Annotated in this window: 13 protein-coding genes; 8 read left to right on the top strand and 5 right to left on the bottom strand. The window is 74.1% G+C overall.

The window, feature by feature from the left end; genetic code table 11:
• Nucleotides 1–348: 348 nt before the first annotated feature.
• From Q1K26_RS21795 to Q1K26_RS21780, 4 genes are read left to right on the top strand one after another with little or no spacing between them, the layout of a single operon-like run.
• Nucleotides 349–1,683 (top strand): PLP-dependent transferase, encoded by a 1,335-nt coding sequence (locus Q1K26_RS21795; protein WP_300016284.1) that lies wholly within the window; start codon nt 349–351, stop codon nt 1,681–1,683.
• A gap of 56 nt (nt 1,684–1,739) precedes the next feature.
• Nucleotides 1,740–2,333 (top strand): HNH endonuclease, encoded by a 594-nt coding sequence (locus tag Q1K26_RS21790; RefSeq protein ID WP_300016145.1) that lies wholly within the window; start codon nt 1,740–1,742, stop codon nt 2,331–2,333.
• Between the two features lie 51 nt (nt 2,334–2,384).
• Nucleotides 2,385–3,485 (top strand): amidohydrolase family protein, encoded by a 1,101-nt coding sequence (locus Q1K26_RS21785; RefSeq protein WP_300016119.1) that lies wholly within the window; start codon nt 2,385–2,387, stop codon nt 3,483–3,485.
• Nucleotides 3,485–3,901 (top strand): Rieske (2Fe-2S) protein, encoded by a 417-nt coding sequence (locus Q1K26_RS21780; protein WP_300016116.1) that lies wholly within the window; start codon nt 3,485–3,487, stop codon nt 3,899–3,901. The genes Q1K26_RS21785 and Q1K26_RS21780 overlap by 1 nt, the downstream gene beginning before the upstream one ends.
• Before the next feature lie 8 nt (nt 3,902–3,909).
• Here the strand turns inward: Q1K26_RS21780 and Q1K26_RS21775 are convergent, their stop codons facing one another.
• Nucleotides 3,910–4,980, bottom strand: coding sequence for an Ldh family oxidoreductase (locus tag Q1K26_RS21775; protein ID WP_300016113.1), 1,071 nt, complete (start codon nt 4,978–4,980; stop codon nt 3,910–3,912).
• Complete coding sequence (locus Q1K26_RS21770) at nt 4,977–5,732, bottom strand: RraA family protein (protein WP_300016110.1); 756 nt, start codon at nt 5,730–5,732, stop codon at nt 4,977–4,979. Before Q1K26_RS21770 ends, Q1K26_RS21775 begins: the two co-directional genes overlap by 4 nt.
• Before the next feature lie 42 nt (nt 5,733–5,774).
• On the opposite strand from Q1K26_RS21770, the gene Q1K26_RS21765 reads away from it, so the two are divergent.
• From Q1K26_RS21765 to Q1K26_RS21755, 3 genes are read left to right on the top strand one after another with little or no spacing between them, the layout of a single operon-like run.
• Nucleotides 5,775–6,971, top strand: a complete 1,197-nt coding sequence (locus Q1K26_RS21765; protein ID WP_300016108.1) for a glycosyltransferase family 4 protein — start codon at nt 5,775–5,777, stop codon at nt 6,969–6,971.
• Nucleotides 6,968–7,714 carry a polysaccharide deacetylase family protein gene (locus Q1K26_RS21760; protein ID WP_300016106.1) on the top strand — a complete coding sequence of 249 codons (747 nt, stop codon included), beginning with the start codon at nt 6,968–6,970 and terminating at the stop codon, nt 7,712–7,714. The genes Q1K26_RS21765 and Q1K26_RS21760 overlap by 4 nt, the downstream gene beginning before the upstream one ends.
• A gap of 18 nt (nt 7,715–7,732) precedes the next feature.
• Entirely contained in the window at nt 7,733–8,731 is a 999-nt protein-coding gene (locus Q1K26_RS21755) for a polysaccharide deacetylase family protein (RefSeq protein ID WP_300016103.1), read from the top strand.
• 15 nt (nt 8,732–8,746) lie between these two features.
• Here Q1K26_RS21755 and Q1K26_RS21750 read toward each other — a convergent pair whose 3' ends face one another.
• The 3 genes from Q1K26_RS21750 to Q1K26_RS21740 form a co-directional block, all read right to left on the bottom strand.
• A complete protein-coding gene (locus tag Q1K26_RS21750) occupies nt 8,747–9,928 on the bottom strand; it encodes a hypothetical protein (protein ID WP_300016100.1) in 1,182 nt (393 codons plus the stop codon).
• Nucleotides 9,929–10,011: 83 nt separating this feature from the next.
• Nucleotides 10,012–10,698 carry a response regulator transcription factor gene (locus Q1K26_RS21745; protein WP_300016097.1) on the bottom strand — a complete coding sequence of 229 codons (687 nt, stop codon included), beginning with the start codon at nt 10,696–10,698 and terminating at the stop codon, nt 10,012–10,014.
• A 13-nt stretch (nt 10,699–10,711) separates the two neighbouring features.
• A complete protein-coding gene (locus tag Q1K26_RS21740; protein WP_300016094.1) occupies nt 10,712–12,031 on the bottom strand; it encodes a HAMP domain-containing sensor histidine kinase in 1,320 nt (439 codons plus the stop codon).
• A gap of 58 nt (nt 12,032–12,089) precedes the next feature.
• On the opposite strand from Q1K26_RS21740, the gene Q1K26_RS21735 reads away from it, so the two are divergent.
• Complete coding sequence (locus tag Q1K26_RS21735) at nt 12,090–13,136, top strand: GNAT family N-acetyltransferase (protein ID WP_300016091.1); 1,047 nt, start codon at nt 12,090–12,092, stop codon at nt 13,134–13,136.
• Nucleotide 13,137 lies beyond the last annotated feature (1 nt).

Raw genomic sequence — 13,137 nt, 5'->3', positions numbered from 1 at the left:
CGTCGTGGAACCCGAGGGCGTGCATCCGACGCCTCGTGGTTCCGAGCCGATGATCTCGGGTGTCGGTGGGTCGACCGCAGGGCCCCCGCGGACTCCGTCGGGGATCGCGGGCGGGCCGGTCCGGGGGACTGGTCGATCGCCGTGTCGGAACCGCGGACCGTCCGTGTGCGGCGCCTCGCGGTACCGACACAGCGATCATGGCGGAGGGGCCCGGCACGCGGGCCGCCCCTGACCAGGCTGCGCCCCGCGGCCCCGCGGCCCCGCGGCCCCGCGACCCCGCGACTCTGCGGCCCCGCGTCCCTCCGACCCCGCGCCCCGCGCCTGGACCGGCCGTAGGGTGACCCCGTGATGGGCGACGGGACGCGGTGCGCGCACGGGGGGCACCGGCGGCCCGATCCGGGAGAGCCGCTGCACCCCGGGCCGGTGCTGTCCTCCACGTTCGAGCTGGGGACCGGCGGGTCGCTGCCCGGTGACTTCTACGGCCGCGCCGGCAACCCCACCTGGCGGGCACTGGAGGACGCGATCGGAGAGCTCGACGGCGGCGAGTGCGTCCTGTTCGCCTCCGGCATGGCGGCGCTGGGTGCCGTGCTGCGGCTGCGGGCCGCCCACGGCGCCCTCGTGCTCCCCTCCGACGGCTACTACCTCGCCCGCTCGCTCGCCCACGCGGAGCTGGCCCCGCTGGGTGTCGAGATCCGCGAGGTCCCGACGGCGGGTCCGGGGCCCTTCGGGGGGCGCACGCACACCCCGACTCCCGCGCACGCAGACCCCGCCCCCGACACACCGGGGCCCCGACTGGCGGGCACGCAGGACCCGACCCTCGCGGACGCCGGTCCCGACGCGGGCATACCGGGGTCCCGACTCGGGCGCACGCACACCCCGACTCGCGCGCACGCAGACCCCGACTCGCGCGCAGCGGGACCCCGACTCGCGCGCACGCAGGCCCCGACTCGCGGGGGTGCCGTGCTGGGCGGCGCCGCGCTGGTGCTCGTGGAGACCCCGTCCAACCCGGGGCTCGACGTCGTGGACATCGCCGACGCCGCGGCCGCCGCGCACGCCGCGGGCGCGCTGCTCGCCGTCGACAACACGACGGCCACGCCGCTGGGCCAGCGCCCGCTCGACCTCGGCGCGGACCTCACCGTCGCCAGCGACACCAAGGCGCTGGCCGGGCACGGCGACGTGGTGCTCGGGCACGTGAGCGTGCGCGACCCGGCTCTGGCCGCGGAGCTGCGGGAGGCCCGCTCGCGGGGCGGGGCCGTACCGGGGCCGATGGAGGTGTGGCTCGCCCACCGCGGCCTGGGCACGCTGGACCTGCGGCTGGCCCGCCAGGCCGAGAACGCCCGGGCCGTCGCGTCGGCGCTGCTCGGGCACCCGGGGGTCTCCGACGTCCGCTGGCCGGGCCTGGCGGGCGACCCGGCCCACGCGGTGGCGGCGCGGCAGATGCGGCGCTGGAACGGGGTGCTGCGGTTCACGCTGGCCTCGGAGACGGCGGTGGGGGAGTTCCTCGCCGCGTCGCGCCTGGTCGGCTCGGCCACCAGCTTCGGCGGTCTGCGCAGCTCCGCCGACCGCCGCGCCCGCTGGGGTGACGACGTGGCGCCCGGGCTGCTGCGCCTGTCCGCGGGATGCGAGGACCCCGCCGACCTCGTGGCCGACGTGCTCGGCGCGCTGCGGGCCCGTTCGGTGTGAGATCACACTCGCGCAGCCGGGGCCGTTGTGGTCTGATTCGGCTAGGAGGTGGTCGCGTGAAGCACCGACAACCCGACCCCACCGGTGCCGACCCCGATCCAGGGGAGGTACCGGGGATCGCGCCGAACCCGGGCGTGGTCCCGACGGGGTCCCGGGTCCTGCTCCTCAACGCCACCTTCGAACCGCTCGCCGTCGTCACGGCCAAGCGCGCGGTGGTGCTCATGCTCACCGGCAAGGCCGAGTGCGTCGAGGTGCTCCTCGACAGCGCGTTCCACTCCGAGAACCTCACCGTCCCCGCCCCCGCGGTGATGCGCCTGTCCCGCTACGTCCGTGTCCCGTACCGGCGCGCGGTACCGATGACCCGCTCCGGGGTGCTGCGCCGCGACGGTCGCCGCTGCGGGTACTGCGGCAAGCGTGCCGACACCATCGACCACGTCGTGCCGCGCAGTCGCGGCGGCGCCCACACCTGGGACAACTGCGTCGCGGCGTGCAAGGCGTGCAACTCCAGGAAGGCCGACCGGCTGCTCGAGGAGATCGGCTGGACGCTCGACGTCGTCCCCCGCCCGCCCAGCCGCGCCGCGGGCGGCATCCTCGTGCTCGCCGTCGAGCCGCACCCGGCCTGGGAACCGTGGCTGGGTGTGGCGGCCTGAGCATCGTCTAGCCTCGACCGGGGCGCCGAGCCCCGGACCCGAGGAGGCCTCGTGAGTACCACCGCCGAACCGCGCGTCGGACCGGCGACGCCGCAGCGTGCCGTCCGGCGCGGGATCGTCGACACCGACGTGCACCCCGTGCCGCGCGGCGTCGAGGAGATCAAGCAGTTCCTCCCGATGCCGTGGCGTGAGATGTACGCCGGGGAGCGGCGCGCGTTCTACAACAACCCGGTGCACGGCTCCCGGCTCGACAGCGTGCCGCCCGACGGCGGGCCCAAGGGCTCCGATCCGGACTTCCTGCGCCTGCAACTGATGGAGACCTACGGCGTCAGCCACCCCATCCTGGTGCCGCGCACGTTCTGCAACATCCAGCCCGACCCCGACTACGGGTCGGCCATCGCCGCGGCGTTCAACGAGTGGCTGATGGCCACCTGGCTCACCGAGTACAACCACGACGGCGCGTTCAAGGGCTCCATCACGATCAACCATCACGACCCCCAGCGCGCGGTCGAGGAGATCGAGAAGTGGGCCGGGCACCCGCACATCGTGCAGGTCGTCACCGACTCGGGGGCGCGGTTCCCGTTCGGCCAGCGCTTCTACCACCCGATCTACGAGGCCTGCCAGCGCCACGGCCTGCCGCTCGCGGTGCACCCGGGCACCGACGGGATGGGCGTCAACATCCAGCCCACCCCGGGCATGCCGACGCACTACATCGAGTGGCACTGCTCGATGTCGTTGGCCTTCCAGTCCCACCTGGTCAGCCTGCTCACCGAGGGTGTCTTCGAGCGCTTCCCCGGCCTCCGTATGGCGTTCCTCGAAGGTGGTGTCGCGTGGCTCCCGCCGCTGATGTGGCGGCTCGACGCCTACTGGAAGGCGCTGCGCCGGGAGATCCCGTGGGTGCGCAAGGCGCCGAGCGAGTACCTGCGCGACCACGTGCGCCTGGCGTCGCAGCCGCTGGAACGCCCGGCGAACGACAAGCACCTGCTGTCGATCCTGGACGCGATGGACGCCGAGCACATCCTGATGTTCTCCAGCGACTACCCGCACTGGGACTTCGACTCGCCCACCCGCGCGTTCCCGAAGCTGCCCGACGAGCTGTGGCGCAAGATCTTCGTGGACAACGCGAGCAGCTTCTACGGCCTGCCGACCTGATGGCCACCCACCCGGTCGCGCGGGTGAGCGAGCTCCCCCCGGGAGCCCGGAAGATCGTGGAGATCGACGGGCGCTCGATCGGCGTGTTCAACGTCGAGGGCCGCTTCTACGCGTTGCGCAACGCCTGCCCGCACCAGGGGGCTCCGCTGTGCCAGGGATCGCTGGACGGCACCTACACCTCCACGCGACCGGGGGAGTTCATCCGGGAGCGGGAGGGCGAGGTGCTCACCTGCCCGTGGCACGGCTGGGAGTTCGACGTCACCACCGGGCGCAGCGTGTTCAACCCGCACCGCATGCGGGTGCGCAGCTACGAGGTGAGCGTCGCCGACGCGGAGGACCCCGCGGCTCCCGCGGACCCCACCGTGCCGACGTTCCCGGTCACCGTCGACGACGGTGTGGTGCTGCTGCACGTCTGATCTGACACCTACAGCGTCCGGATCCGCGCGGCCTGCCCGGTGAGGCCGTACTCCGTGCAGAGGTCCGCCAGGTCCTCGAGCGTGGACTCCGCCATCGGCAGCCCGTCGGCCATCCGCTGCCGGGCCCGGGCCTCGCTCCCCTCGCCGGGGAACAGCACCCCGTCCGAGCCCGCGACCGGCAGCAGTGCGTGCAGCCGGTCGACCACGGCCTCCACCCGCGGCTCCGCCCGGGCACGCGCGTTGAGCCGCCAGGGGTCCAGCGCCCAGAAGACCTGGCCGACGTCCTGCGGGCGGTCGAAGTCGCGGTACATGGAGCCGACCTCGTCGTCGAACTGCGCGTCGCCGAGCATCCCGGCCAGCAGCAGCACGGCCAGCCCGAGCCCCGAGCCCTTCGGGCCGGCGACCGGAAGCACGCTGCCGGCCATCGCGGCCGCGGCGTCGGTGGTGGGCGCTCCGTCGGGGTCCAGCGCGACGCCCGCCGGGATCGGCGTGCCGGCCTCGGCTGCCATCCGGATTCGTTCGCGGGGGATGGCGCTGGTGGCCATGTCGAGGACGAACTCGCCGTGGCGGCCCAGCGGGATGCCGATCGCGATCGGGTTCGTGCCGAGGAAGTGGTGCGCCGCGCCGTGCGGCGCCACCCCGCTGGGGCCGTTGGACAGGACGATCGCCACGACCTGGCTCCGGGCGGCCCGGCGCGCGTAGAACCCGGCGGCCCCGAGATGGGTGGTGCGGCCCAGCGCGACGACGCCGGTGCCGTGCTCGCGCGCCAGCTCGACGGCGAGGTCGGTGGCGCGCACCGCGGCCGCCGGGCCGAGCGCGTAGGCGCAGTCGAGGCGGCGCGCCGCCCCGGACCCGCCCACCTGGGTCATCCCGCCCGTGCCGCCTGCGAGACCGGCGCGGACGCGACGCAGGTAGGCCGCGGCGCGGTAGACGCCGTGCGACTCGATGCCGCGCAGGTCGGCGTAGACCAGCACCTCGGCGACGGCGTCCGCGTCCGGGACGGGGACTCCGAGGCCGGCGAAGCAGTCCGACACCGCCGCCTGCAACGCGGGCGGGTCGACGAGCCGATGGTCGGTCACACCGGGACGGTGCCGGGGTCGATCGGGCAGCCCGCCGCGGCGAGCTGCTTGTCCACCCAGGCATTGCTGAACTCGCCCCGCTTCACCGCCGCCAGGTAGTCGGCGTTGCCGTCGACGTACCAGCGCAGGCGGCCGAGCAGCTCGTGGGCGTGGCTCTGCGGCACGACGACCACGCCGGCCGGGTCGGCCACGATGATGTCTCCCGGGTTGACCACGACGCCGCCGACCGCGATCGGGTAGTTGATCTCACCGGGACCGCGGTGCAGCGGGCCGATCGGGGTGGTGCCGCGGGCATAGACCGGCATGCCCAGCGGCTGGATGGCCGGCAGGTCGCGGATCAGGCCGTCGACGACGAAACCACCGATTCCGCGGTGCGTGGCCTTCGTGGAGATGACGTCGCCGAGCACCGCGTAGGAGCGGGAACCGTTGGCGGCGACCACCACGACGTCACCGGGCTTGGCCACGTCGAGCGACTTGTGCACCATCAGGTTGTCGCCCGGGTAGGCCCGCACGGTGCACGCCAGCCCGACCAACGGCCGATCACCCCCGCTCAGGCAACCGATCTCCGAGTCCAGCGCGTAGAGGCGGTTGAGCAGGTCGGAGATGTCGGTGGTGTTGAACTCGGTGAACGCGTTCACCACGTCGGGCGGCAACCGGGGGAATTCCAGCCGTACCCGGAACCCGGGCCCGGCGTGGATCGCGGCGGAGTCCGGGCTCTTGCGCCCGATGTTCACTTCCGGCTCGTTCGACACCGGCCGACCCTACAAGGAGGGTGATGGCTTAGCCTGCGCGGCGTGGAGACGGGTCCTACCAGACGGCTGCGGGTGGCGTTCGTCGAGTTCACCCCGTCGGGTGGCCTCTTTCAGTTCTCCGCGCAGCTCGGCGAGGCCATGGCCGCCGGTGGCGACGAGGTGCACCTGCTCACCGGGGCCGACCCGGAGCTGGCGTCCGGGCACCCGGACTTCCACGTCCGGCCGGTGCTGCGCAGCTGGCACCCCGCCGACCACGAAGCCGTGCACCCGCTGCGGCGCAAGGTCCGCCGGGCCGGGCGGGCCGGGTTGCGGCTGCTGTCCTGGTTCCAGGTGCTCGGGCACCTGCGCCGGATGGCGCCCGACGTCGTGATCTGGTCCAGCTGGAGGTTCAGCATGGACGCGCTGGGCGTGCTCGCCGTCGACCGGATCCTGCCCCGGGCCGCGCTGTCGATCGTCGCCCACGAGCCGCGGCTGCGTCGCCGCGGCGACACGACCGCCGACAAGCGCGGCCCCCTGCTGGACCGCGTGCTCGAGCGGGCGTGGCAGGCGATGGATGCCGTGTTCGTGCTGGGCACCGAGGCCCGCGAGCGGGTCCTGGAGCGGTGGGAACCCGGCGGTCCCGTCATCGTCATCCCGCACGGCGACGAGGCGGCCCTGCGCGGGCCGGACCCGGTGCCGCCCGCCGGGTCCACCGGGCCGGTCGTGCTGTTCTTCGGCAGCTTCACGGCGTACAAGGGCATCGACGTCCTCCTCGACGCGGTGCCGGTGGTGCGTCGCGAGGTGCCCGACGCGCGCTTCGTCGTCGCCGGGGCGGTGGCGGGCGTCGACCTGCCCGCGTTGCAGGCCCGTGCCACGGAGCTCGATGTGGACATCCGCGCGGGGTACGTCCCGAAGGACGGTGTGGCGACGCTGTTCGGGACCGCCCGGGTCGTCGTGATCCCCTACCGCAGGGCGACGCAGAGCGGTGTGGTGCATCTCGCGTACACCTTCGAGCGGCCGGTCGTCGCCACCGCCGTGGGTGACATCCCCGCCGTCGTGCAGGACGGGGAGACCGGGATCCTGGTCCCGCCGGCGGACCCGGAGGCGCTCGCCGGCGGCCTCGTGACGCTGCTCGGCGACGCCGACCGGGCCGAGCGGATGGGCATGGCCGGGGCGAAGTGGCTGGCCGCCGAGTCGTCCTGGGCCAGGGTTGCCTCAGCCGTGCACGGCGCGGTCGATGTGCCATCCTCCGGCGAGTGAGCATCCTCTGCTACCACTCCGTCGCCTCCGGTTGGGACGACCCGGTGTCGGTGGAGCCCGCGGACTTCGAGCGCCAGTGTGCCGTGATCCGGCGTCGCGGCGGCACCGTCCCGCTGAGCAGCGTCGTGGATCGGCTGGCGGCACGCGGCGCGACCCCGCGCGGCAGCACCGTCCTCACCTTCGACGACGGGTTCGCCGACTACGCCGAGCACGCCGTGCCGATCATGGAGCGCCACGGGCTGACGGCCACCATGTACATCGTCGCCGGTTCGGTCACCGGTTCCGGCGTCAGCGTGGACTGGATCACCGGGCTCGACCCGGCGGACGCCCCACCGCTGCTCACCCCCGAGCAGATCCGCGACCTGCACGCCCGCGGCTGGGACATCGGCAGCCACAGCATGGCGCACCGGGACCTGCCGACCCTGTCCGAGGCCGAGTGCCTCGCCGATCTGCGCGACAGCCGCGACCTGCTCTCCGACCTGCTCGGTGCCGCGGTCAGCACGCTGGCCTACCCGTTCGGGCACCACGCGCCGCACGTACGCCGGGCCGCGGAGCGGGCGGGCTACACGGTGGCCCTGGCGCTGCCCGACGGGCCGGAGGAGGCCGGCGCGTTCGCCGTGCCGCGCATCGGTGTCTACCGCGGTAACCCGGAGTGGAAGTTCCGGGTGAAGACCTCCGAGTGGTACCTCCGAACGCGTACCTCTGCGACGTACGGACGACTCCGGTCGAAACGCCGGCAGTAGTTCTGACGAACCTCTGACGTGACATCCCGTACGGCCGCAGCAGCCCGCCTCCTCACCGCCACGAGACTCGACCGACTGGCCCGCCTGAGCTGGCGCGGGCTGCTGGTCCTGAACTACCACCGCATCGGCCGCCCCGGCCCCGCGGACGACCCGGACCTGTTCAGCTGCACCGCCGAGGAGTTCGCCCGCCACGTGGAACTGCTCGCCGAGCGCTTCGAGATCGTTCCCGCCGGCAGCGACGACTGGCAGGTGGGTGGACCGGCCCGCCGCGTCGCGATCACCGTCGACGACGGCTACCGCGACCAGACCCAGGCCGCGGAGATCCTGGCCGCCCGCGGCCTGGCCGGGTCGTTCTTCATCACCACCGGCTTCGTCGACCGCCCCCGGCACGCCTGGTGGGACGAGATCGCCTGGCTCGCCGGCGGGGACCCCGTCGACCTCCCGCCGTCGCGGTGGATCCCCCGCGGTCTGCCGGCCTCGGTGGGCTCCACCCGCTACCGCAGGCGCCTCACCACCGCCTACAAGAACCTGGCCGGCGACGACGGCGAGCAGTTCCTCGACGACCTCGCCTGCTGCACCGGCCGCCCCCGGCTCGGTCGTGAGCAGGCCGCGGACCGGTGGATGACCTGGGACATGGTGCGCGAGCTCGACCGGCTCGGGATGGAGGTCGGGGCGCACAGCGTGACCCATCCCGTGCTCGCCACGCTCAGCGCTGCCCGCCAGCACGAGGAGATCGCCGGGTCGGTGCGCCGCATGCGTGAGGAGCTCGACGGCCCCGTCGACCTGTTCAGCTACCCCGTGGGGGCGCGCACGAGCTTCGACGAGACGACCAGGGCCGAGCTGGCCGAGCTGGGGGTGCGGCGCGCGTTCAGCTTCTACGGTGGCGTCAACGGGCGGGGCCACGACGATCCACTGGACATCGCCAGGGCCGGGGTGTTCCGGGACCACACACCCGAGGTGGTGGCCGCGATGGCGGCCGTGCCGGGCGTGCTGTGCGCGCCCTCCCGGCACGCCTGAACGAGCCCGGCCGGGTCAGGCCCGGGCGAGCCGCTCCAGCACCACCCGCGCGACGTCCACGGCACCGTCCCCGCCGTGGTAGTGGAACGCGAACCCCGGCGTCGTGTTGACCTCCAGGACGCATCCACCGGTGTCGGCGAGGGGGAGACCGGGGTCGGAGGTGACGACGTCCACCCCGACCAGGCGGGCGCCGACCGCGCTCGCCGCCAGCGCCCCCTGCTCGACGACGTCGGGGTGCAGCAGGTGCCGGGCGCTGCGGTTGTCGTCGAGCGCGTTGCCGTTGACGGTGGTCTTGAGACGCACCACGCGACCCGCCTCCGGCACCGATGCGAGCGTGAGCGACTGCAGCCCGAGCGTGCGGACCAGGTCGGTGTCGAGCGAGACGGTGCTCTCGCCGCGGTCGTCGGCGTGGCGCAGGCGACGGGCGTTGAGCCGGGCGACGATCTGGGCGACGGTGTGGGCACCGTCGCCCACGACCGTGGGGGCCATGCGGTGCACGGCGTCGACGAGCACGCCGTCGAGGTAGAGCAGCCGGTAGTCCTCGCCGGTGACCTGGCGCTCGATGAGCAGCGGCACCGAGCGCAGCTCGGCGAACTTCGCCCGCAGCCGCGTCGCGGGGGACCCGGACCGGCTGTTGCGCGCCGCCAGCGCCCCGGCGGCCGCCGCCGCGGCCGCCGCCGCGCGCAGGCCGCGTGCGTCGCCGACGTTCGTGGTCACGCCGTTGCCGGCCGAGGTGTCGCGGGAGGGCTTGACGACGCACGGACCGTCGGCGGCGGCGAGGAACTCCGCGGCGTCGGACAGCGTGGCCAGGGTGAACGAGCGGTGCTCGGTGATCGGGACGCCGCGCGCGGCGAGCAGCCGGTGCACGAGGGCCTTGTCACCCGCCCGGTCGAGCACGTCCTGCGGGTCCAGCGTGTTGGCCGCCCGGTGCACCTCGATCGTGCCCCCGTCCAGCGCGATCTCCAGACCGTCGCCGACGCGGCGGGTGGGGAGCTCGAGCGCGCGGGCGGCGTCGATCCAGAACTGCCGGTAGTGCCGGTCCCGGGCGCGCGTGGAGGCGCGCCGGTCCGGGGAGACCCGGCCGGCGACGAGCAGCCGGGCCAGCTCCGCGACGCCGCGGGCATTCGCGGCCTTCGACCCCGCGGAAGGGGCGGTGGCGGGCCGTGAGCGCTTCGGCGGTTCGGCGGTCAGCGTCATGGATCAAGTGTGCGGTGGCGCAGGTTAGCGGCAGGCAAGCCGATGGCCACCGCACTCCCAAACTTTCTGCCGATCCGGTGACGTCAGTCAAGGCGGTAGCCGAATCCGCGCAGCGTGACGATGCGGGGCGGGTCGGCGGTACCGTCGGCGGCGGCCTCCAGCTTGCGGCGCAGCACCGCGACGTGGACGTCGAGGGTCTTGGTGGGCCCCGACCAGTGCGCGTCCCAGACGTCGGCCATCAGCGTCTGCCGGCTCAGCGCGACGCCGGGCTCGGCGGCCAGCCGGGCCAGCAGGTCGAACTCCTTGGTGCGCAGGACCACCTCGTGGTCCCCGACGGTGACTCGGCGTCGGCCGGTGTCGACGGTGAGCGCGCCGATCGTGAGCGTGTTGTCGGTGGCCGGGCCGGTGCCGCCCCGTCGCAGGTGGGCCTGGACGCGGGCGAGCAGCTCGCCGAGCCGGATCGGCTTGGTGAGGTAGTCGTCGGCCCCCGCGGACAGGCCCACCACGACGTCCATCTCCTCGTGCCGGGCGGTGAGCATCACCACGACGCACGCCGGCTGGACCGCGCGCAGCCTGCGGCAGACGTCGATGCCGTCCATGTCGGGCAGCCCGAGGTCGAGCAGCACGAGGTCGACCTGCCGGGACTCCGCATGGTCGAGTGCGGCACCCCCGGTGTCGTGCCAGGTGACGTCGTGGCCTGCGGACGCGAGGCTGGACTCCAGCACCTTCCCGATGGTCGGGTCGTCCTCCACGAGCAACAGCAGCGCCATGCGCGCAGATTATCTAGGAGGTGAGCGTCGCGGCCTCCGCCTCCGGAGCCGGCCGCGCCCCGGTCGGCAGGAACGCCGTGAGCGTCGTCGGCGCGGAGCAGGTGAGCTGGAGCCGCCCACCCTCGGCCTCCACCAGACGCCGGGCCAGCGCCAGCCCGATGCCGTGACCGTCGGAGTCGGGCTCGCGCCGGTCGAACAGGTCGAACCCCTTCCCGGTGGGGACCCGGCCCTCGTCGGTGACGTCGACACGCACGGCCTCGTCGATGTCGTGCACACCCACCGTCACGGCGCCGGTTCCGTGCTCGACGGCGTTGCCCAGCAGCACGGTCAGCACCTGCCGGATCGCCGCGGTGGACGCCTCCACCACCGGGAGGTCGGGGTCCACGGTGAAGCGCAGCGCGCGTCCGCGGCTGCCCAGCCGGGGGCCCCACACCTGCTCCACCTCGTGCAGCAGGGCCGGCAGGTCGAGCGCGCCGCGTTGCCGGCTGCCACGGGCCAGCGCGAGGAGGTCGGTGATCGTGCGCTCCAACCGGTCGACCTCGGCGAGGCTGGCCTGGATCGCCGCGGTGTGGTCGGCGCGCGGGTTGCGCAGCGCCGCCTCCAGCCGCAGCTGCAGCCCGGTCAGCGGCGTACGCAGCTGATGGGAGGCCTCCGCGGAGAACGCGCGTTCGCGGGCGATCAGGGCGTCCAGCCGCCCGGCGGTGGCGTTGAGCGCGGAGCGGACCTCGTCGATCTCGACGATGCCGACGACCCGTTCCTCGGTGGTGAAGTCGCCCTCGCCCAGCCGCAGCGCCGCCCGGGCCAGCTCCTCCACGGGCCGGGCCAGCCGCGCGGCTTGGCGGCGGGCCACCAGCAGTGTCACGACCAGGACCACGACGGCGAGCGCCAGCATCTGCATCCACCGCTCGACGATCCGTGCGGTGGCCTCCCCGCGGGGCGTGCTGGCGCGCACGACGCCGACGATCTCACCGTCCTCGGAGATGGGGATGGCGACGATCAGCTCGTCCGGCGAGTCGCTCGTGTCGACGTAGCCCTCCTCGACCGCTTCCCGGACGGCGTGGTCGGCCAGCAGGGGCCCATCCCCGGTGAGCTTGGGTCCGGCGGGATCGTAGAGTGCGGCGGTGACGTCGTCCTGTATCCAGTCGGGGTAGGGCACCTCGCCGTCGCGGACCTGGTCGGAGATGTGGTCCACCACGAGGTGGGCCGACCGTTCCAGCTCGGCGAACTCGATCCTGGTGTAGAAGCGCTGGGCGACGACCGCGAGCGGCAACGCGAACAGGCTGATCGCCACCATCGACAGGGCGACGGTCAGCAGGACGATCCGGTTGCGCACGGTGTGATCCCTCCGGGTTGCCCTGCGAGGGTAGCCACCGCGAGTCGAAGGAGTGTCCGTGCAGTACACAGCGGTGCGACCGGCCGAGCTCGGCGCGGCGGAGCTGCGGCGGTGGACCGAGCTGCGCGCGGCCGCCCGGGGACCCCGCAACCCGTTCCTGTCGGCCGAGTTCGCCCGCGCCGTCGGCGCCGTGCGGCCCGCGGCGCGGGTGACGGTGCTGGAGGACGGGGGCCGGATCGTCGGCTTCTTCGCCCACGAGCGGCACGGCCGGGTCGCGCGTCCCGTGGGCGCCGGGCTGGCCGACGCCGAGGGGCTCGTCCTGGAACCCGGCGCCGAGGTCGACGTGGCGGCGCTGCTCGGGCGCAGCGGGCTCGCCGGCTGGGACTTCGACTGCCTCGTCGACGGCCAGGTCCCGCCCGGCGCCTACCGGACGCGGCGCGAGCTCTCGCCGGTGATCGACCTCGCCGGCGGCTACGACCCCTATCTCGCCGCGGTGAAGGAGCGGTCGAAGAAGTGGCTGGCGTCCACGTTCCGCAAGCAGCGCAAGCTGGAGCGCGAGGTCGGTGAGCTGCGGTTCGAGCCGCACAGCGACGATCCCGCGGTGCTGCGCACGCTGATGGGCTGGAAGTCCGCCCAGTACGCGCAGCTGGGGGAGTGGGACCGCTTCGCCGACCCCCGGATCGTCGGGCTGGCCGAGGACGTGAGCGGGTCCGGTGCGGCCGAGTGCACGGGCTTCTGCTCCGCGCTCCACGCCGGTGAGCACCTGGTCGCCGCACACCTCGGCCCCGCGTCCGGATCGGTGCTGTCGTGGTGGTTCCCCGGCTACGACGTGGCGTTCGGCCGCTACTCGCCGGGCATCCTGCTGCTGTTCCACCTGGCGCAGGAGGCCGCCCGGCGGGGCATCGTGCAGCTCGACCTGGGCCGGGGCCGGCACGACTACAAGGACGCGATGATGACCGGCGAGCTGGTGGTGCACACCGGCTCCCTCGACGCCGCCTCGGTCGGCTCGCTGCCGCGCCGGGCCCGCCGGATCGTGCGGGCCGGGCTGCGGCCGCTGGTGCGCGGCACCGGCCCCATCGGGCGGACCCTGCGGGCGGTCCGCTGAA

The sequence above is a fragment of the Pseudonocardia sp. genome, assembly GCF_029263155.1.
GTDB lineage: Bacteria > Actinomycetota > Actinomycetes > Mycobacteriales > Pseudonocardiaceae > Pseudonocardia.
Note: the sequence above shows the minus strand (reverse complement) of the source record. Positions and strands in the feature narration are given on the sequence as shown.